Below are 21,886 nucleotides of genomic sequence, written 5' to 3' on the forward strand. Positions count from 1 at the left end.
GGGAGTGTCGGCTAATGAATTGGATCCTAAAGACGTTTAATGAGTTAACCATAGATGAATTATATGCACTGCTTCAATTACGGGTCGAAGTATTTGTGGTAGAACAAAACTGTCCTTATAAAGAAATTGATAATAACGATCAAGTAGCTGTTCACTTAATGGGTTATCAAAGTGGTTGTCTAATAGCGTATAGTCGACTGTTTAAACCCGGAGAGTATTATGATGAAGCTTCAATTGGAAGGGTCATTGTCAAAAAAGACTTCCGGACATATGGGTATGGAGCTCAATTGATAGAGCAATCAATTAAACATTTAGAAGAGCTAGCCCCACATGCAACGATCAAAATTCAAGCACAACACTATCTTCACCATTTCTATGAGTCATTTGGATTCCAAATCATTTCAGAAATTTATGAAGAAGATGGAATTCCGCATATTGATATGATTAAAACCTCACACCAACTAGAAAAGGAAGTGAATACACCGCATGCAAATAGTTAACTATACGTCATTTCAAGATGTTGCAAATCAAGAACGCTTAAAAGAAGCATTAGACGTTCAACGTAATGAAAAGGGACCAGTCTTCTATTTGCTGCCATCGGGTAGATGGTTACAAGAGGCCAGAAAGAAGCAACCTGGTCTTCGATATACGACTTTTGATGACTTAGCTACATTTATAGTAAGTGAAGCAGAAGAAGATGTTATTTATATAGGTGAACAAGAACGAACGCTTTTTTTTCAAAATATGTTAAAACTTGATCCGAAGTATCGTTCATTTAATGAAAATCAAAGTAAAGTAAGAGGGCTAGCAGACACATATGGTCAACTTAAACGACTAGGTTTAGAGCTAGAGCAAACCCCACAATCGTTAAAAGAGTTTATGCCTCTTTTTACACAATATGAAGACCAAACTGTTAAAAGTCAGAAAATGTATGATCCAGAGAACACTGTCTTAAAAGCTGTTTCCCTTTTAAAAAGCAAAAAGACCATGGTGTCGACTATTTATATCGATGGCTTTATTGATTTTAGCCCACTTCAATATATGTTACTAAAAGCGTTGGTAGAAGCAGGTTTAACAATCAATCTCTACCTCCCATCAAGCCTTTCTCATCCAATCATTGAAGGTACACTCAAAGACTTAGAAGCTTTAGGTTTTGATTCAAGCTTGAAAGAGGAAGTAGAGGGGGCCACAGATGTCGATGTGAATGTCTGGAGTGCTAGTACAACAGCAGAGGAATGGCGTGCAGTACTTCAGGATATCCAGTTGGCTCCCTATTGTTACGAAGAAATAGGTATAGTGCTAGTGGATGAACGAGAGGGTATGAAGCATTTGGAGCAGTATGCAAAGATGTATGAGGTTCCATTAGAGAAATCTAAGAAACGCCCTTTAAGTAAATCCATTTCTATTCAACTTTTAATGATGACGATCACACAAGATTTCTCTCATCAGAGTCGATTTGATCTTTTACCGCTCATGGATAAGATGTTAGCTTTACAAGCAATTAAAGGGGTTGAATACGCCAAGGCAAAAGAAGCCTTTTTATCAACTGGAGATTTCATTCATAAAGGAATAGCAGAACTCTATGCAAGGATCCAGGAGGTCACCTGGCGTAAAACGTCCACTTTCTATCAGTATATTAAACAGGTTATCTTAGTGATCGGAGCATTAAGGTTAGAGGAAGGTTGGGTAAAGGCTGCGGTATCCGAGGTGGATACTGAGCGTTTAAAAGATTATATCTTTGAACAACGTGCGCTTGAGAAGATCGAAGACATCCTTTCTGAATATGCAGAACAACTAGACTCCAAACAATTAACACTTCTTGAGATGTCACTAGATGTCTTTTCTGATTGGTTAAAAGAGGTAGGCGAACAAACTGAATTATTCATAGAGCGCGGTTCGAGAAGAGGGGTTGCCATCCATACTTGGCGTGACCTCGGTCTTTTTAAAGGCAAGCGTTTGTATGTTGTTGGGATGAATGAAGGGGCTTATCCTGCTATTCACAATTTAGGCGGCTATGTAACCGAAAAGGATTTGTATGAATTGCCTATTGAAGGAGCTCTACCTACTCAAGAGCATTTTAGATCGAAGCAACAAGCTTATCTTGAACAAATTTTTTACTCTTCAGAGGAGGTCATCTTCTCTTATAAAAAAGGTCTAGATCCTAATCATCCGCTCCTTCCATCACCCTTTATCGAAGAGTGGTATCAAAAAGGAGTAAAGGAGTATACATTTGAATCGAGAATGAAGCAGCCAGTCAGTTTCACTGAAAATGACCAAGAAGAAAAAGTAGCATTTCATCTTGGTTTAGGAAAAGAAGTGCGTGATAAAGGTATATTGCTTGAGCAGTTAATGAATCGTCTGAAGCGACTGGAGACTGCAGAAGAACCAATTGATGTAGCCTATCAAGAAAGGTTGACAAAAGATATTGTATCAGTCACTGAGTTAGAAAGTTATGCCAGATGTCCATTTCGTCATGGCTTAGAGCGTGTGCTCCACATTGAGGAAGCAAAACAAATGAAAGAACGTATTTCTCCGCTTGATATTGGTCAACTGGTTCATTTGATTATTGAAGAGGTCTATAAAGAGCTTAATCTAGTGGGTGTACCCTTTGGGGAGTGTCCTGAAGAATTGAAGAGTCAAGTTCCAATCCTTCTGAGAGAGAAATTTGAAGTCTTATGGGGAGAGATCGAGGCTGCCTCACTAGAAATTTCGAGACTAGATTTAATGTTAGCGAAAGAAAACTGGTGGCGAAAGTTAAATCGGTGGTGGCAAGCAGAAAGGAAGCACTTTTGGGATAACCCTCAATTAGCTGCAATGAAAATTCATGCTTTGGAATCCTCGGTTAGATTAGAACTTGAAATAGAGGGAAATAAAATCCTCACGTTGACTGGGAAAGTCGATCGTGTAGATGTCGATGATTCTGGCTTTGCGATATATGATTACAAGACCGGGTTTGCTCAAGTTAAGTTAGAAGAAGAGGTGCGAAGTGGCCTTAAGCTTCAATTGCCTCTTTATGCTAGAGCAATGAGAGCGGGATTAACAACTGCTGAGAATGAAATGAGGGCCCATGGTGCTTCCTATATTTCTTTGCGGGAACCAGAAAAAAGAGCAGGTAACGGAATTTGGCATTCAGAACATATTGGTAAAGGATCTAAATTTCTCGTTCATCATTCTTGTAAAAATAAAGAAGATGATCTTGGGGGAGATCCGTTTATGGATACGTATGAATTGAAAGAGAAGGTTGGTCAATTATGGAAGGGGACACGAAGCGAATTTCCAGTTAGACCACTTGATTGTTCAAGTCATTGTCCCTATCAATCAGTCTGTCGAGTAACAGAAGATCAAAAGGAGGGACTATAGGAAAATGGATTTTAATGATGCTCAAAAACGGGCGATTGAAAATGAGCAGTCTTTAGTCGTTATCTCTGCAGGAGCAGGTTCCGGTAAGACACGTGTTCTCACAGAGCGTATGATGTATCTGTTAGAAAAGAACTATCTCGATCAAGAGTCGTCTATAGGTGCAACTATAGAAGAGATTGCCGCGATCACATTTACGGAAAAAGCGGCTCGTGAAATGAAAGATCGTGTCCGTAAGAGACTTTCCGAAAAAGTGGATGAATCTGAAACAGCACATGAAGCTAGCTATTGGAGCGAACAAAAAGAGTTAGTAGAACGGGCGCATATCTCGACCTTTCATAGCTTTTGCCAACAATTATTAGGCCAACATGCAATAGCTGCTAAGTTGCCACCTAAAATTCGTATTATAGATGATCTCGAATCAAGGCAATTAAAGAGAGATGTATTGAAAAAACAGCTCCAAGATGTCGAGTTTACAGCCGTAGCAAAAGAGTTTTTTCATTATATGAGTAAAGATCAATTGATTGTCACAATAGAGGAGATTCACGCCGCTGTTTCAGAGTTAGTAGTGGGGGAAGATGCGATTCTCGAACTACAGCCTGAAGAAATGTTACGTGCTCAAGTGGAAGCAATCCTAAAGAAACAACAGGAAAAAGTACAAGCTTTTCATCAAGTGGCAACTCAGCTTATACAGGAGTTGCCGAGTGGTGAAGGCTTAACAAAAGCTCAATTTGCTCACGTAGAGAGATTACAAGAGGCATTTGCAGCTCCAATGTCCACTGAATCACCTAATGATTATATCAAGTGGTTGCAAGAGGTTATGCCAAAGCGTACGGATAAAAAATGGCAAGACACTCTCCCTTCACTGTTCCAATTATTTGAAGGATACTGGAAGCCTCTAAAAGAAGAATGGAAATCAATTGGTGGGGATGTTGTGGTTGAGGAGAAAGCGGCTCATTTACTTAACCAATTGATGTATCTTCTAGGTAAGTTTCATCTTTCTTATAAAAAAGAAAAAAACTATAGAGGTGTAGTAGATTTTAGCGATCTTCAACAAAAGGCCGTTTCCTTACTTACCAATTCAGCTATTCAAAAAGCCGTACAGAAGCAATTTAGACATATGCTAGTTGATGAGTTTCAAGATACCAATCGATTGCAGCTAGAAATGCTCAATCAAATTCAGCCTCATTATCGATTTATTGTAGGGGATACGAAGCAATCCATTTATCGCTTCCGTGGTGCAAATGTCCGGTTGATGAATGAGCTAGAAGCGGTCGCTAAAGAACAAGAGAATGCAGATGCTATTGATATGAATATCAATTATCGTACGTGCAAACCGATTATAGATGGAATCAATGCCCTCTTTGCTAGTGCGATGACAGATGAAATCACTGAAAGCTATCAAACTCGCTATACTGCACTAGATGCACACAGGCAGCCGGAAATAAGTAACCAAAAGCAAATTGAACTTCTTGTCCTACAAAAAGAAGAAGAAGAAGTAGATTCCTATGATCAATTAGCCAATCGAATAACCGAAATCATTCATACAAAACAACCTAGAGTGTTTAAAGAAGGGTCTTGGCAGGCTCCGGACTTTAAAGACATCGCCGTCTTGATCCCTGCAAGAACAGAACTCTTGCAGTTAGAAAGGGCATTTTTAAAGAAACAGGTTCCATATACCGTTTATGGTGGAGTGGGATTTTATGATCGTCAAGAAGTGGTCGATATCATTACGTTTTTAAAGTGGTTAAATAGACCGTTTGAAGATGTGTATTTACTTTCGATATTAAGAAGTCCTTTAATTGGTCTTACAATGAACGATTTCTTAACAATCTCCGAACAAAAGGAAACCGTTCAAAGTTTTGCTGATTATATCTACAACTGGTCAGAGCAAGATTGGGATGCCCCTACTCCTATTGCTGAAGCACTTCGTAAAATCAAAACATGGTTAGAGCGATGGGTCCCGTTTACTTGGCAAGAATCATGTGCAGTAACGCTTAACGAATTAATTATTGAAACAGGATTTTTAAATAGTTTACTCCTACAATCAAACGGTCTTCAAAAGGTGAAAAACGTAGAAAAAGTGATTCAACTAATTGAGCAATCGATGTCTAATAGCTTGGAAGAGATCGTTGAGCTTATTGATGAGAGAATTGAATTAAGTGATAAAGAAGGAGAAGCAGAAATGGAAAGAACAGAGGGCGATGCTGTTCATATCATGACCGTGCATGCTTCAAAAGGGTTAGAGTTTCCAATCGTTTGTTTATCTCAACTAGAGCGACCTGTACGTGGGGATAAAGGCTCTGTTCGTTTCCATCATCAACTTGGAATTGTGATGAGTCTTGAAGAAGAGGGAGATAATCTAAATACGAAGCCAGAAAAGCAAGTGACACCCGGCTATGATTTGGTTAAGGACGAAACAAGCAAGGAGGCAGAAGAAGAGGCTAAACGTCTTTTTTATGTCGCAGCCACAAGAGCTAAAGACTATTTAGTCATGATTGGTGAGCAGCCGGGAGCAAAAAAATCATGGTTATATCTTGTAGAGGATGCTAAGGCGGAAGGGGAGCTTGAACATTATCTTATTGAGGTAGATGGTGTTTCTGAGCAGCAACCACATAGCCCTTCTATAGAGCACTATACAAAAGCGCCTCTTCATCCAAGAAAAAATGTACCTGTACCTCTTTCTGTTTCTGAAATTATGACGTTTATCCATGATCCTAAAGAGTATTATGAGGATTATGTATTAGGCATGAACCGATTAAAATGGAGAGCAGAAGTAAGAGAGAGTATAGGGAAGGAAGAGAGAAAGCTAGATCCTACAGTAGTGGGGACGATCGTACACAGAGCTTGTGAATTAAGAGATCATGGCTTCTCCTCTAGCGATGCGATTAATGAAGCTCTTTTGCAAATAGAGGATCTTCCTAATACATTGCTCTATCAACAAGAGGTTGAGGGATTAATGGATATGTATAGCGAGGCACAGCAGGAAGAGTTGGGTAAACCTGTAGCAAATGAGTGGTCGTTTGCTGTTGAGCTGTTCGGGGCAGAGGTGATCGGTGAGATTGATAAAGTTGTTCATAGAGATGGAGTGCTCCACCTAATAGACTTTAAAACGAACCGGATCAAAAACTCTGGACAAGAATGGCTCGAAGTCTATGATATTCAATTATACTTGTATAAGATGGCTTATGAAAAAGTAACAGGAGATAAGATCACTTCCATGTCTTTGTATGTATTACGAGATAAAACCCAACCTTTGCATACAATTGTTGCAGACAAAACGAGAGAATTATACATTGTAAAAATGATTGAAAGGCTTGTTTATTTGCGTCAGTCGAATGCAAATCTTGAAGAGTACGTATCTTTAGATTTTTAAATAATGAGTAAAGCGGACAAACTATTAGGGTATGTCCGCTTTATATGATTATACAATTCTTTTTCTGATCATCGCACTTAATGTATCGATGATCGTAACGACGACGACAATCACAAGTAAAATCATCCCTACTTCATCCCAATTACGGTTTTGCATAGCGATTGTGATGAGAGTTCCGATTCCTCCAGCACCAATAATCCCTAAAATAGTAGACGCTCGTACATCAATTTCAAAACGATAAATGGCATAGGATAAAAATTCAGGAATAAATGATTATGGTATAGATGAGGTTGAAGACTATTTATCTGACATGATAGTGCCATGATCCCTGGGACAAACACCATAAATCCCAACAAAAATAACGACAAGTAAGACATCTAGGATGTGGCGTAAGACGTTCATCATGAAGCGAACAGGTTTGTGAATCCATTTATTGGGAAATGAATTAACTACTGATAATTGAAAAATGAGAACACTAAAAATCGCTCCAAAAGTGATGATGATAATATCCATTTGAAGCGTTAGAGAGAAGGCAGCATGAAAGTGGAGATGAAAATGATACGATATAATGGGATATAATTTTGAAATAGAGGAGAGTGTCTCGTGTTCAAACAATATAAATTAGTCATCTTTGACTTAGACGGAACGTTATACGAAGGAACGGATCATTTTGACTATTATGCTGAACACCTAAAGAAGAAGGTCATCGTTCATAAACAATTGGACTTTCAACGGGATTATGAACAAATGAAAGCAGGCAATCATTCTGTGATGATAGGAAAAGCCTATGACATTAAGGAAGATCTCATCCTAACCATTGACCCTATGACACTTTCAGTTACAGAAGCATCTAAGTGGAACGGGGAAACTTTATCAATAGAGGAAGTAAAAAAGAAATACCAAGAGCAGCTATCATTTGATTTTGAAACGATGATTGCTATTGGTGATGGCTGGTGGTTGCCATTTGTCTGTGCGAAGCATTACGGAGTGGAAGATTGCTATAGCAGCTATGTTGCAACGAAAGAATATATGGTATCAGAATCGTTTCAGCTAGAGCCGTTGCCAGGTTTGAATGAGGCACTTGTTGATCTTAAAACTCAGTCTACTATCGTCCTTGTGACAAATAGTGATGCAGATGATGTGAATCGTTTATTGAATGAGTTACAGTTAAGAGGCTTATTTGATAAAGTGATTACTTCAGCTGAAAAACCAACTTACACTTCTAAACTCTTTACAGACCTGCTCGAGGAGTACCAAGCTTCTGCAGATGAAACCCTCTCGATTGGAGACAATTTTATAAATGATGTCGCACCAGCTGTTTTATTAGGGATGGACGGAGTATATATTCATACTGAAAATAATCAAGAAGAACTTCATAAGAATGTACAAATTGTTTCATCTGTTATGGACTGTTTTTCTAAGAGCTGACCTCCTAGGTTGGCTTTTTTTGATCACTATAAGTAGTGGTATAATAGGGATTATAAAAAAAAGATGGAAAATTTTTCTATGAAGCGAGTTGAAACGACTATGGTTTTTGAGCAAGCGAATTCATCCTTTTCCGAGTTAGAGCAAGAATACCGTTCTCTTTTTAATCAGAGCCCATATATGATGATCGTGGTTAATGCAACAGGTCACATTCTTCGTATAAATCATGCTGGCTTGTGTATATGGGGGGTAACAGAAACGGATGCCTTGCAAAAACATTTATGTAGCCTATTCTCTCTTAATGTGGATGACTTCTTACCGCATGTATTGAATGGAAAAGTATGTACTTGTGAGGCTACTATTAATAGAGGAGAAACGCGGATTCAGTTACGGCTAGTTTGGATACCAAGTAGGATAAACGGGGAAGTGGTCGGGGCGATTATTGTGGGTGAACTGAATACCCCATCCGATGCATTGTCCGTTGATGTGAATATGTATCGCCTTGCAAATGAAGATCCTCTTACCAACCTCCCAAACAGGCGCTATTTTATGCATCATTTAGAATCTGAATTACAAAGAGCAAAAAAACAAAAACAAAAGCTTGCAGTCTTGTTTATAGACTTGGATCGATTTAAGTATGTAAATGATACATTAGGCCATTTATTTGGAGATCGTGTACTAGTGAAAATGGCAGAGCGATTATTAGCTAAGCTCCCTAATCAATCGATGATTGCACGTATGGGTGGAGATGAATTTGTCGTACTCATGTCTAATATTTGCTCAAAGGATGAGCCTCTTAAATTAACTGAAAAGCTACTAAAGGTTATTAGAGAATCATTAGTGATGGATGGATATGAGTTTACCTTAACTGGAAGTATTGGAATTGGGCTTTATCCTGAAAGTGGTCGCGATACCGAAGCTATACTCACATCAGCCGATGCAGCTATGTATAGAGCAAAAGCTAGTGGAACGAATCGAGTTGAATTTTACGATAGAAGGGTTAATCAAGAATTTTATGAGTATTTTCATGTTGAGAATGATCTACGAAAAGCACTAGATCGTGGCGAATTTGAATTGTATGTTCAGCCCCAATTTCATACTACGACTGGAGAACTTTGTGGAGAAGAAGTTCTCGTCCGTTGGCAACATCCTACTCAAGGTATGATTGGTCCTTCAAAGTTTATTTCAATTGCTGAGGAAACAGGGCTTATTGTACCAATAGGTGAGTGGGTATTAAGAGAAGCTTGTAAGCTGAAGGCAAAATGGATTAAGGCAGGATTTCCTAAGGTGCCAATGTCAGTCAACCTTTCATTAAAACAATTCCTCCAAAAGAACATTGTTCAAACAATCGAAATGATTTTAAATGAGACAGGCTTACCCCCTGAATATCTTGATTTGGAAGTGACAGAGAGTGTCACTGTTGATCTAGATCGAACTCTTGATGTATTAAATCGTTTAATACAGCTGGGCGTCAGAATTAGCTTGGATGACTTTGGTACAGGTTACAGTTCGCTGCAATATGTCGGGCAACTTCCGATTCATGAATTGAAAATAGACCAATCCTTTGTAAAGAAAATTGGTGATGGCAAACATGGTGAAGCCATTATTTCTATGATTATTCACCTCGGACACTCACTTCAATTAAAGGTGATAGCAGAAGGGGTAGAAACGAAACAACAATTAGCCTTTCTTAAAAACAAAGGTTGCGATTACGTTCAAGGGTACTATTATTCAAAACCTTTGACTGTCGACCAATACAAGCAATTTTTAAGGGTATAAAGAACTATTTTATTAAATGCTACTATCTTGTCTAAAAAAAGCTGTTTATCTGCCTGTTTAGCTATCATTATCCCTATTAATCGCTATATCTCTCTTTTGAGAAGAGGAAACGACGTCTTAAATATATTTAATTTTTACTATGAATAAATGCTTATGTTTTCGTGAAATGTGCTATGATGAAAGAAATAATTTAGTTAACATAAATGTTATGTAGGAACTAAGAGAACGTCGAGGTGAATAAGATCTTGATCAATTCAGAGTATTTAGATGTGTTCCTTGATGAGAGTCAGGAACATATACAATCTATTAATGATCATTTACTAAAATTAGAACAAGCGCCAGAAGACTTATCCATTGTCGGGGAGGTCTTTCGTTCTGCCCATACATTAAAAGGTATGGCAGCAACGATGGGTTTTGAAGACTTAGCTCACCTGACGCATAACATGGAAAATGTTCTAGACCTAATTCGTAATCAAAAGCTAAAGGTGACATCTCAAGTAATGGATGTTGTATTTGCTGCGGTTGATGACCTAGAGGCAATGGTAGAAGATATTGCCGCAGGTGGAGAAGGAAAAAGAGATGTGTCTGAGGTTGTGGGGAAGCTTGAGAAAATTGAAAAGGGCGAAAGTATAGAAGAAACAAGCACGGTAGTACAAGAAACAGCAGCTACAATCGAATCTCCAGAACGGTTAATAGAAGTATATGATGAGTTTGAGCGTACGGTGCTTGAGCAATCATTTGAACAAGGGTACAGCGCCTTTCAAATTGAAGTGACTTTAGACGAACAAGCGATGTTAAAAGCAGCGCGTGTTTTTATGGTTTTTGAAGTATTAGAACAAGTTGGGGAAGTGATCAAGTCTACCCCATCAGCTGACCAGTTAGAAGAAGAGAAGTTTGATGAAACGTTCCTTGTTACAGTCGTCTCTAAAGTGAATGCTGAAGAAGTTAAACAACGTATTTTAAACATATCAGAAATTGTAAATGTAGTTGTTCAACCATTGACTGGGCAAGATTTGATTAGCAAAGAAGATGCAACAAAAATGCCAATAGAAGAGATAGTAGAACAAAAGCCAAAAGTAGTAAAAGCTCCTAAAGTGGAGCAAGCACCTGCTGTGAAACAAAAAGACCCACAACAAACGTCGGTCCAAAAGAAGTCTTCAAGCGATTCACATAAAACCATTCGCGTTAATATTGAACGACTTGATGTATTAATGAATCTCTTTGAAGAGTTAGTTATCGATCGTGGACGTCTCGAACAGATCGCAAGTGAACTTCAAAACAATGAATTAAATGAGACGGTTGAAAGAATGTCACGTATTTCTGGTGATTTACAAGAAATTATCTTAAACATGCGAATGATGCCGGTTGAACAAGTATTTAACCGATTCCCACGTATGGTACGTAGTCTATCTAAAGACTTAAAGAAACAAGTGAACCTTGAGATTATAGGTGCAGATACGGAGTTAGATCGTACAATTATTGATGAAATCGGAGATCCACTTGTGCATCTTTTGAGAAACTCGATTGATCATGGAATTGAGACTCCTGAAGTACGTCGTACCCAAGGAAAGCCAGAAGAGGGAACCGTTAAATTAAAGGCATTCCATAGTGGGAATAACGTATTTATTGAAATTGAAGATGATGGTGCAGGGATTGACCGACATAAAATACTTCAAAAAGCTTTAAATAATGGTGTGGTGACTGAAGAAGAAGCTGAGAAGATGACTGATCAACAAGTGTTCGGACTATTATTTGCTTCAGGATTTAGCACGGCTGAGAAGATTACTGATGTGTCAGGTCGCGGGGTTGGCCTTGATGTGGTTCGGAATACATTTGAGTCACTAGGTGGTATTGTGACGGTTAATTCGATCCTAGGTCGCGGCTCTGTGTTTTCTATTCAGCTACCATTAACCCTATCGATTATTGATGTGATGCTTGTGGAAGTTCAAGATGAGAAATATGCAATCCCTCTTTCTTCAATCGTTGAAACAGCGATTGTTAACAAACAGGATGTATATAGTGCTCACAATCAAAAGGTAATTGATTTCCGCGGGAAAGTGGTTCCTCTTGTGTTCTTAAAGGACATCTTCGAAGTGCCAGGTGATCCACAGAAAGAAGACTTTTATTCTCTTGTGATTATTAATAAAGGTGACAAAGTGGCAGGGCTCGTTGTTGATTCTTTAATTGGTCAGCACGATATCGTGTTAAAGTCTTTAGGCAATTACTTAACAAATGTCTTTGCTATTTCTGGGGCAACTATTTTAGGGAATGGCCAAGTGGCACTTATTGTAGATACAAATGCGCTAATCAAGTAATGACCGAGGAGGCTTAAGACGGTGTCTAACGAAACAGCTACTAAAACTGAGATTAAAGTGATTGTGTTTCAACTGAAAGATGAAGAGTACGCAATTGAAGTTGATTACATCCAATCGATTGAGCGGATGCAGCCAGTAACAAGAATTCCAAGTACATATCCTTTTGTTACGGGTGTAATGAATTTACGTGGGGTCATAACTCCTATTATTAACCTTAGAAAACGTTTTGGGATTGTGGAAAAGGAATTTGATGAAGCAACTCGAATTTTAGTCATATCTAAGGAAGGCATTGAAATCGGTTTTATTGTTGATGGGGCAAACGATGTCATTGACATACCTCTTGAAAAGATTGAACCGACTCCTGAAGTGGTAGGTGGAGTAGAAGCCGAATACTTGCGTGGAGTGGTGAAGCTTAATAAGAGGTTATTCACCCTATTAAACTTAGAAAAAGTTATTCAAGTATCCTAATTACATTCCAACATGCAAATGATGAAGAGGTGATTTTATGGCGTCTGTATTAATAGTAGATGATGCAGCTTTTATGCGTATGATGATTAAAGATATTTTGTCAAAAAATGGGTTTGAAATTGCTGGAGAAGCAGCTAATGGGGCAGAAGCAGTTGACCAATATAAGGAATTAAAGCCTGATTTGGTCACAATGGATATTACAATGCCTGAAATGGATGGTATTCAAGCACTTAAGGCTATTAAAGAAAGCGATTCCGAAGCAAAAGTCATTATGTGCTCAGCGATGGGGCAACAATCGATGGTGATTGATGCGATTCAATCAGGGGCGAAAGACTTTATTGTAAAACCATTCCAAGCAGATCGTGTGTTAGAGTCAATTAATAAAGTACTAGGATAAAGATGAAGTGAAACCATGACCATTTTCTTGCGTCATGGTTTTCTTTTTGCTGTATACTATATTTTTATGACTGAACAGTGAAATACTAATTTAAGGTGGATGAATAACCATGAGAGTTATGTTAATTGCTTTTTGTATTGCCTTGCTTGTTGCCTGTGATGCCACAAGTCAAACCGAGCAAGAAAGAGTTAAAACCGAATTTCAAGAGGGAGAGCTATTGGTCTCTTTCTTAAATGTTGGTCAGGGCGACGCAACTTTGTTACAAACAACGGATACGACGATTTTAATCGATGCGGGCAGACATGACCGAAATGATGTGATTGACCTTCTAGAAGGAGCTGGTGTGAAGGAGGTTGATTTATTTATTGGTACACATCCACATGCTGATCACATTGGACAAGCCGATCAAGTTTTGCTTCACTTTCCGGTAGATGAAGTATGGATGTCTGGCGATTTACATACGACACGAACGTTTGAACGGACAATTCAAGCGATAGCTAGTTCAGGTGCTAGTTATTATGAACCCCGTGCAGGTGAACAATTTAAGATTGGAGCTTTAGAAATAGAAGTATTGAACCCAACTGAGTTAACCGGTGATTTTCATGAGGGGGCAATTGCCTTGCGTGTACAGCATGGAGAGGTTGTTTGGCTCTTTATGTCTGATATTGAAGAAGACGTTGAACGCAAGTTAGTCGATTCTAAAGTAAATATCGAAGCTGATGTTCTACGACTAGGTCACCACGGGTCTTCTACTTCTAGTCATGAAGCTTTTTTGCAGGAAGTAGATCCATCGTATGCTATATACTCATCTGGGGTTGATAATGAATATGGTCATCCCCACCGCGAAGTAATAGAGAGGCTTGATCGACTTGAAATCGAATGGTTTGGGACAGATGTTCATGGTCAAATTGATATGGTGAGTGATGGTCAAGAAATCATAGTGAAATCTGAAAAGGAATTCTCTCAACAATCATCTCCAGATGCGACAGCTTCTACTTGCATTCATCTAAACGAGGCAACGATAGAAGAACTTGTAACCATCGTTCACATTGGAGAAGAGCGAGCAGAGCAAATAGTTGCCATGAGGCCTATTAATCAGATTGAACAACTAACCGATATTCAAGGAATTGGTCAGGGCAGACTTTCAGATATCGTAGCAGAAGAACTAGCGTGTTTAGATGGAGGATCTTAAAATGAAAGCAATACTAGATCGAATCGTAGATGGGGAAAAAGCTGTTTTATTAGTAGGGCCAGATCAGAAAGAAGTTATACTACCTATTTCATCACTCCCACAGGACGCTTTAGAGGGTGACCACTTTCAGGTTACGTTTGTTAATGATCGAGTTGTTTTTATGGAGAAGAATCAAAAAGAAGAACAGGCTACTAAAAAGCGAATAAACAATACTCTAGAGCAATTGCGAGCAAATCAAAAAAGTAAATACAAACGTAAGTAAGGGGTGAGTCATTGATGACTCCCTCTTTTTTGTTAAAATAAAGTTAAGAAGGCTTTCGAAAAGAAGTGAAGCAGGAGGTCACATAATCATGTACTTGATTTTTTAGGTGAGTATTTAAAACTCGGGTCACCCCTTCATAGCCTCTATGGCGATAGTAATATTCACTAAATAAGCCATCGTTTGTTCTGTTATAAATATCAATCTGATGAGCTCGTAAGTATGATTTTAAAGTAGAGAGCTCGTGGCTAATCTGATCAAGTGCAGATTTTGTTAATTCAAGGTATGGTTCAGCCATTTTTAATTTTGCTTGCTCCAAATAAGTGAAATCACGCTCGAGAACTTGCCTAGCTACAAGAAGTAAAATGTAATGGTGAACCGCTTTATATTCATTTCTTGTTAGCGTGGCCATTTTTATTCATCTCCCTAATACGAACTTATGTTCTTATTATATGCGAGCGATTCATGGAATACAACTGGATAATGATAGAAATGATTAACTCCAAAGTCTTTATTAAAAGTTATTAGGGTTTAGGTGAGAGTTTTTCTAACGTTAAAAGTATTACTTTTCTTTTTATATAAGTTAAACTTGATATGAGATAGTTTGAACGAAAACAAAAATTTTTAGAGTGGAAAGAAAGGAGTTAAGAGGAAATGGATAAAGCAATAAAAGACCATTTGAAACAAACATTTTTTCTTACAATAGATCAACTTCATACCGAGGCTATTTATTACTATAGACAAAGAGAACTTGAAAAAGAAACAACGATGAAACAAGTTATTGAAGAGCGTACAACGGCTTTAAAAGGGCGTGACGAGAGGGTAGCAGGAGCGAATATGATGAAGTGGATTGCTTACTTATGTACAGCTCATCAGTATGCCACCTCGATTCACGATCATTGGCTTTCTTATGAGGATGTCGCATTTTTTAAGACTGATGAAGAAGTAGGGTTTACCCTCATTAATAGTGAATGGCAGCCTCTTCCTGAGGGTGGACGTGAACAATATATAACAGAAAAGTGGATACATCTGTATACGCAACTACGTCCAATGGTTGAGAAGGTAGCACTAGCTTCAGGGTTACCAATTCAGCAGACATGGGGACTCCTTTGTAATCCTTTTTATAAGCAACAGGAAGCTTGGATGGTTACGGCTAGTGATACTAGAAAACAGCAAATAAATGAAGACCTTCATGTATTAAGAAATATAAAGAGTGATGTATTCGGTTTAAAGCGGAATCCCTATCAAGTTTCTTTTCGCTATGTAGATAGTTGGTGGGAGCCAGTTGAACCTGTTAGAGTAAAAGCTGCTTGTTGCATGAGTTATGTAAAAGAAAGTGGTAAGAAATGCTATGCTTGTCCAAAGCTAACAAATGAAGAGCGCGAGTTTCGCGGTAAAGAAATAAAAAAAGAAAAAGCACAGTAATAATGAAACAAAGCTTAGATTTTAAAAACTAAGCTTTGTTTTTTTTTTTGACTTAAGGTCATTTCAGTGAAGAAAGATTGTCTTATAGGCAGGAGAAAAGACGGTTCATCAAGAAAGATAAAACCAGCCACTCTTTTCCAAATAAAGGATAATTAAGTCGGTTTGGAAATAGGAAGAGAAGGTATATATAACTAACTCTATTAAGAGAATTACAACTATAAAAGAAAGGCTAGGTGTGTGATATTGCCCACAACTAAACACAACAACAATAGCCACCTAACGCCCCTATCGAATTATATTGTTGGAATCGGCGCTTCGGCAGGAAGCTTAGAAGCTTTGGAGCAATTTTTTGAGCCCTTTCCGCCACATTCCGGAATGACATTTGTTGTTATACAACATTTATCTCCTTCATTTAAAAGTGATATGAAGGAACTATTATCTAAAAAAACAACCATTCCAATTAAGCAATTAGAAGAGGGTATGCCAGCTGAGCCTGATTGTATTTATCTTGCTCCACCCAGAACACTAATAGAAGTAACAGAAGGACTTTTTCACTTAAAGCAAATAAATGAAACAGATGGCATGCATTATCCGATTGATCATTTCCTTAATTCCCTTTCAAAAACGTATAAAAATCGTTGCGCAGCCATCATTCTATCAGGGAAAGGAAAGGATGGATCCAAAGGGATTGCCTCTATTTATGATAGAGGTGGATCCGTCTTTGTACAGCAAGAATCGACGGCAAAGTTTATTGAAATGCCAAATCATGCAGTGGAAACAGGTAAAGTAGATGCAATGTTAGCTCCTGATAAAATGTCTGCTCGTCTAATAAGAGTGAAGAAAAGTATAGATTCGAGCTCCAATACACCAGAGCATTCTAAGGATGTAGATCAGTCAGAAAAAGAAATAATGGATGATATATGTGCATTAATTGAAAGGAAAAGTGGTAGTGATTTTGGAGACTATAAACCGAATAGCTTATTTAGGAGAATAGAGAACAGGGTCTTCATGCATAATCTTCCTTTTAATACGTTACTTGACTATAAAGAATACTTAATCAGACACCCTGAAGAATTAATTGAACTACAAAATGATCTTCTAATTATTGTAACCGAGTTCTTTCGAGATAAAGAAGCATTTGAAGGACTAGCTACACAAGTAATTCCGAATCTAATTCAACAAAAGGTAGAGGCAGGAGAAAAAAGTGTTCGCGTATGGACTGCGGGTTGTTCTACAGGAGAGGAAGCTTATTCAGTTGCGATGTTATTTGCTGAATATCTTGAGGGGGAGCCAGAGTTTGATATCGGTGTCAAGATTTTCGCAACTGATTTAGATAGAGAAGCTCTAGCCAAAGCAAGCAAGGGGTCTTACACGAAACAAGCTTTAAAGAATGTATCAGGAAAAAGAATGCAGCAATTTTTTGATGTGAATGGTGATCACTATCGGGTGAAAAAGTCATTAAGGGAAATGATTATATTCGCTCCCCATAACATTACAAAGGACTCTCCTTTTGTTAATTTAGATTTGATTACTTGTCGTAATATGCTCATTTATTTTCAAGGTAAACTCCAACAAAAGATTCTATCGATGTTTCATTTTGCGTTGCAACCAGAAGGCTATTTGTTTTTAGGACCAAGTGAATCTCTAGGGAAGTTAGTGGATTGGTTTCAACCGGTTAATTCAAAGTGGAAGCAATTTAGTAAAAAAGAAATTGATAAACAAAATGTCATAAACACGATGAGAATGAAAAAATCTATAGATATTAATGTGACAAAGGAAGACAAAAGAGCTCTTCCTTACATGAGTCCATCGCCGCATCTTAATTTGGTGTACGAAACACTGCTTATGGAATACACGAGCCCATGTATTGTAGTAAATGAACTGAACGAAGTGATTGTATCTGCTGGCAGTGTTCATCACTTGATGAAAGTTCCAAATGGGCATATGACGACCAACATATTAAAGATGGTTCCTGCTTCCTTGTCCGTAGCAATCAGTTCGGCTCTTAAGAAGAGCCGAACTGAACATAAAGAAGTGAACTATCAGCAAATAAATTTAGAGATTGCCTCAGAAAAAAGATGGGTTGATTTAACTGTCAAACCTTTTATGTTATCAAACATAGCTGGAGCTGGATTTTCGATTATTATGATTGATGAGGTCAAAGAAGAGGTCGGTCATAATGAATCCGAAGAGATGATCCCCTATGACTTAGAAAGTCAGGTTCATCAATTGATAAATGATCTTGAGAATGAAGTGAACTATACAAAAGATTGTTTACAGGCAACTATTGAGCAGTTAGAAACTTCAAATGAAGAATATCAATCCACAAATGAAGAGCTGATCGCGGCGAATGAAGAATTACAAACTTCAAACGAGGAACTTCAATCAGTCAATGAAGAGTTAGGGAATGTAAATGAAGAACATGAAAAGAAGATTCAAGAATTAATCGAGGTAACGGATGATTTTGATAACTTGTTTATCAGTACAAATATTGCAACCGTGTTTTTAGATGAAGAATTAAGAGTGAAACGGTTTACACCAGCAGTGACAAAATTAATTCATTTAATTCAAATAGATATTGGACGACCTCTCGCTCATTTTTCACATCAACTATACTACACAAACTTAATCGAGGATGCCAAAAAGGTTTTACTTGAACGGAGAAAAAGACAGATTGAAATTTCGAGTAAGGATGGCAATTGGTACAAAGTTTCCTACCATCCATATCGCACAAAGGAAAACCATATAAAAGGTGTAGTCATTACCTTTGTTGATATGACCGAAATGAAGCAGCAAACAGAAAATATGTTAGTGCAATCGTATGCTTTAGAACAAAGTCCTTCTAGCATTTTACTTGCTAATGAAAAAGGCGAGGTTAATTATGTTAATCAATCCTTTGAAGCATATACAGGAGTAGAGAGGCACGATATTTTAGGAGAATCGATCTTTTCGTTATATGGAGATGAAGCAAAAAAACAACTGCATCTAGCTTGGGATCGAGTGAATCGAGGATTACGTTGGGATGGGACATTAACATTTACAGATGGTGTAAACAACCAAAAATGGGAAAAGGTCACGTTTATGCCAATCTTTAATGAGAAGCAACAAATCCTTCAATTTTTAAGGATGGCAGAAGATATTACTGAAAAACATCAAACAGATGAATTACTAAGAAAATCTGAAATGTTATCTGCTCTTGGAGAAATGGCTGCAGGAATTGCTCATGAAATACGCAATCCATTAACAGCCTTAAAGGGTTTCCTGCAACTTATGCAAGCAGAGCGAACAGGCAATGAAAAGTATTTAGACATAATGGCTGGTGAGTTTGACCGAATAGAATTGATTATTAATGAATTATTAGTTTTAGCAAGACCTCATGCTATAAAATATGAGAAAAAGAATCCGACTCTCATTGTAAGGGATGTATTGCTACTGCTAGAAACGCAAGCTCTGATGAATAATATTGTGATAGAAGACGACGTAGATCCATCTCTACCATTGGTTTCATGTGTCGAAAAAGAATTAAAGCAAGTTTTTATCAACATTTTAAAAAATGGTATGGAAGCGATGTCTAGCGGAGGTAAAATCTCTGTATCAACTAAAATAAAATCTCGAAATATCCAAATTATTTTTAAAGATCAAGGAAAAGGGATACCTGAAGAGCGGCTTGAAAAAATGGGGGAGCCATTTTATACCACAAAAGAAAAGGGGACAGGTCTTGGTTTAATGGTAAGCTATAAAATTATTGAAAATCATATGGGCAAAATGGAGTTTGAGAGCAAGGTGGATGTAGGTACAACTGTAACGCTCTCCCTACCAATAGCTGAATAAAAGGAAAGAAGGTTTACCAAATGGGAAGATTTCTTCCTTGCTTACTTAGAAGCTAGATGTTCATCTACAACTGTTAACTCATTATTTTCCCAGCGGTCTCCTATTAATTGCATGGCTTGGGCAATCAAATTATTGTAAATGAAAAAGCTATCATGTTGCTGGTGACCTAATTGATTGGTGATTTGCCAACTTTCATAAAGATCCCCTTGCAGCAAATGGTTACTAAAATCTAGTACTCGTTGGTTCATGGATCAATACCTACTTCTAGTATAGTGAGGTCGATTGTCTCTACAACGTATCATAGTTACCATGTTCTGTCACCAATAGAGCCTAGAAGCGCCAAATGAGGAACACCAAGATAAAATGTGTGAATGGTTTGAATAGAAGAAATAAGGGTATAGTAGAACAAAGAGAAAGCTAAGGAGGGATACGCAATGAATAATCAATTTGCGATGGATAATAACATTTATAGACAGTTGGAAATTATTAAGTCATTACAAAAGCGTACAGAATCTACAGTCCAGTCTCTTTATGCCCAGGCCGTTTTGGAATACTCAAAGTATCACTTTAAGAAATCTCAACTTCTGCAACTGATAGACGAATCATTAGAAGCAGGCGACAAAGAAGCATTCTATCGCCATACACTCGAATATAATAATCACATAAATGACCATATAGATGGGAAAATGATCATAGAAAATGGTTATGAGCTTCATCTAACTTTTGAATAGTAGGGCTACTTGAAAAAGCATCTTATCTAGTAATGGATGATGCTTTTTCAAGCTGTACGAAGCTTTAATAAGCTGCCCTTATAATTTTTTCTGCACCTCTTCTAGCCCCTGAAATATTCCGCGCTACAGGGCCTAATGATAGTTCAGCTAAAGCGCCCATAACGAAAAGTTGATCATCCCATTTGAGTGAATGATCATCTAAAATGGGATAGCCACAAGTATGGCACTGCAAATGTCTGGAGTTGATTGTTTGATTAAGCCAATCCATTCCAGGAGCAGTTGAATGAAACCCTGTTGCTAGAATAATTTGTTTTCCACTCCACACTGTGCCGTCCTTAAATGTGAGGTGTACTAATTCTCCATCAAAATGACTAGTATTTAATTCACTCACAAAAGAATGGACTCTTCCTTCACCTTCAAATCTTCTTATTTTCGCTCTTAATTCAATAGGAATAGAACCACGGTTTCTGGCTTGTTTAATCTTGTCTCGTCTCTTTTCTATCGACTCTTCTTTTATAAAAGCACGCATATATTTAGGTCCTAGCCAACCTGGATGGGAATCGAATTGTTTTGTCCTAAGAGGGTGTCTAGTAGCAAGATGTACTTTTTCTGTAGATTGTTGACTGATCTTCAATGCCACTTGAACAGCACTAATGCCTCCGCCGATTACAATGGATTTATTAAATGTAGTGTTTGTCAGAAAAGACTCTTCAAAAACATGATGAACCTCTGCGCCTTTTTCCTTTAAGTCAGTAGCCCATTCAGGCCATAAAGGATGTTCTCCGAGGCCAATTGCAATAACCACCCGTTTGCTAGTCATTTCTTTTCCGCTTTTTAATTGAACATTCCAACCAAAGGATGTTTTAGATAATCCACATACACGATCTTCTACCCAACTACTCTCTATCTCAAATTTTTCTACAAGTTTATCACTATGTTGATTAAATAAAGAAAGAAGTGGACGGTCATAGGGACGGACAAACGCATCTTCCTTTTTGATCTTTTGCTTTTTTATAAATGCCTCTAAGCCAAAAGCTTGTGGTTCTAAATGATGAATAGAAGGAGACCTTAGATAGTTCATTCCAACATTCTCCGTACAATGTTTCCACATGGTTAAAGGCTTTTTATGTGGGTCGATAATCGTAAGTTGCTTAGCGTGAACTTTTAATGTTTCTTTAAGGTAACATGCAAGAGTTATACCTTGAATGCCTCCGCCGATAATTAGCCATTCTTTCATAGATAGACACCTCTTTAAAACGTAATTATTTCGATTTAGTTTCTTATCATACAGAAATAAGGTTGATTTGCCAAGAGGAAAATGATAGAGTTTA

16 protein-coding genes and 1 pseudogene are annotated in these 21,886 nt (G+C 37.8%); 13 read left to right on the forward strand and 4 right to left on the reverse strand.

Features of this window, described 5'->3' with window-relative positions:
* The first annotated feature begins 14 nt into the window (after positions 1-14).
* Genes RYX56_RS11205 through RYX56_RS11215 form a run of 3 tightly spaced genes read left to right on the forward strand, consistent with a single transcriptional unit; the run spans position 15 to position 6,733 of the window.
* Positions 15-500, forward strand: coding sequence for a GNAT family N-acetyltransferase (locus RYX56_RS11205; protein ID WP_317122140.1), 486 nt, complete (start codon positions 15-17; stop codon positions 498-500).
* On the forward strand, positions 487-3,360 hold the full coding sequence (locus RYX56_RS11210; protein ID WP_317122141.1) for a PD-(D/E)XK nuclease family protein: 2,874 nt from the start codon (positions 487-489) through the stop codon (positions 3,358-3,360). Before RYX56_RS11205 ends, RYX56_RS11210 begins: the two co-directional genes overlap by 14 nt.
* Before the next feature lie 4 nt (positions 3,361-3,364).
* A complete protein-coding gene (locus RYX56_RS11215; protein ID WP_317122142.1) occupies positions 3,365-6,733 on the forward strand; it encodes a UvrD-helicase domain-containing protein in 3,369 nt (1,122 codons plus the stop codon).
* Between the two features lie 48 nt (positions 6,734-6,781).
* Here the strand turns inward: RYX56_RS11215 and RYX56_RS11220 are convergent.
* Positions 6,782-7,000, reverse strand: a pseudogene (locus RYX56_RS11220) (phosphonate ABC transporter, permease protein PhnE); the annotation flags it as partial.
* 336 nt (positions 7,001-7,336) lie between these two features.
* On the opposite strand from RYX56_RS11220, the gene RYX56_RS11225 reads away from it, so the two are divergent.
* The 7 genes from RYX56_RS11225 (at position 7,337) to RYX56_RS11255 (ending at position 14,571) form a co-directional block, all read left to right on the forward strand.
* Complete coding sequence (locus tag RYX56_RS11225; protein ID WP_317122143.1) at positions 7,337-8,161, forward strand: HAD family hydrolase; 825 nt, start codon at positions 7,337-7,339, stop codon at positions 8,159-8,161.
* 78 nt (positions 8,162-8,239) lie between these two features.
* Positions 8,240-9,937 (forward strand): EAL domain-containing protein, encoded by a 1,698-nt coding sequence (locus RYX56_RS11230; protein WP_317122144.1) that lies wholly within the window; start codon positions 8,240-8,242, stop codon positions 9,935-9,937.
* A gap of 245 nt (positions 9,938-10,182) precedes the next feature.
* On the forward strand, positions 10,183-12,252 hold the full coding sequence (locus RYX56_RS11235) for a chemotaxis protein CheW (RefSeq protein WP_317122381.1): 2,070 nt from the start codon (positions 10,183-10,185) through the stop codon (positions 12,250-12,252).
* Between the two features lie 21 nt (positions 12,253-12,273).
* Positions 12,274-12,720 (forward strand): chemotaxis protein CheW, encoded by a 447-nt coding sequence (locus RYX56_RS11240; RefSeq protein ID WP_317122145.1) that lies wholly within the window; start codon positions 12,274-12,276, stop codon positions 12,718-12,720.
* Between the two features lie 37 nt (positions 12,721-12,757).
* On the forward strand, positions 12,758-13,117 hold the full coding sequence (locus RYX56_RS11245; protein WP_317122146.1) for a response regulator: 360 nt from the start codon (positions 12,758-12,760) through the stop codon (positions 13,115-13,117).
* 109 nt (positions 13,118-13,226) lie between these two features.
* On the forward strand, positions 13,227-14,309 hold the full coding sequence (locus RYX56_RS11250; protein WP_317122147.1) for an MBL fold metallo-hydrolase: 1,083 nt from the start codon (positions 13,227-13,229) through the stop codon (positions 14,307-14,309).
* A gap of 1 nt (position 14,310) precedes the next feature.
* A complete protein-coding gene (locus tag RYX56_RS11255; protein ID WP_317122148.1) occupies positions 14,311-14,571 on the forward strand; it encodes a DUF3006 domain-containing protein in 261 nt (86 codons plus the stop codon).
* 43 nt (positions 14,572-14,614) lie between these two features.
* Here RYX56_RS11255 and RYX56_RS11260 read toward each other — a convergent pair whose 3' ends face one another.
* Entirely contained in the window at positions 14,615-14,980 is a 366-nt protein-coding gene (locus tag RYX56_RS11260; RefSeq protein WP_317122149.1) for a YhjD family protein, read from the reverse strand.
* A gap of 242 nt (positions 14,981-15,222) precedes the next feature.
* On the opposite strand from RYX56_RS11260, the gene RYX56_RS11265 reads away from it, so the two are divergent.
* Positions 15,223-15,993 carry a hypothetical protein gene (locus tag RYX56_RS11265; RefSeq protein ID WP_317122150.1) on the forward strand — a complete coding sequence of 257 codons (771 nt, stop codon included), beginning with the start codon at positions 15,223-15,225 and terminating at the stop codon, positions 15,991-15,993.
* Between the two features lie 243 nt (positions 15,994-16,236).
* On the forward strand, positions 16,237-19,824 hold the full coding sequence (locus tag RYX56_RS11270; RefSeq protein ID WP_317122151.1) for a CheR family methyltransferase: 3,588 nt from the start codon (positions 16,237-16,239) through the stop codon (positions 19,822-19,824).
* Positions 19,825-19,865: 41 nt separating this feature from the next.
* Here the strand turns inward: RYX56_RS11270 and RYX56_RS11275 are convergent, their stop codons facing one another.
* Positions 19,866-20,072 carry a B12-binding domain-containing protein gene (locus tag RYX56_RS11275; RefSeq protein ID WP_317122152.1) on the reverse strand — a complete coding sequence of 69 codons (207 nt, stop codon included), beginning with the start codon at positions 20,070-20,072 and terminating at the stop codon, positions 19,866-19,868.
* Between the two features lie 186 nt (positions 20,073-20,258).
* On the opposite strand from RYX56_RS11275, the gene RYX56_RS11280 reads away from it, so the two are divergent.
* Positions 20,259-20,555, forward strand: a complete 297-nt coding sequence (locus tag RYX56_RS11280; protein WP_317122153.1) for an IDEAL domain-containing protein — start codon at positions 20,259-20,261, stop codon at positions 20,553-20,555.
* Positions 20,556-20,619: 64 nt separating this feature from the next.
* Here RYX56_RS11280 and RYX56_RS11285 read toward each other — a convergent pair whose 3' ends face one another.
* Complete coding sequence (locus RYX56_RS11285) at positions 20,620-21,792, reverse strand: NAD(P)-binding domain-containing protein (protein WP_317122154.1); 1,173 nt, start codon at positions 21,790-21,792, stop codon at positions 20,620-20,622.
* Positions 21,793-21,886: the final 94 nt, after the last annotated feature.

It is taken from the genome of Alkalihalophilus lindianensis, assembly GCF_032843265.1.
GTDB lineage: Bacteria > Bacillota > Bacilli > Bacillales > Bacillaceae_D > Alkalihalophilus > Alkalihalophilus lindianensis.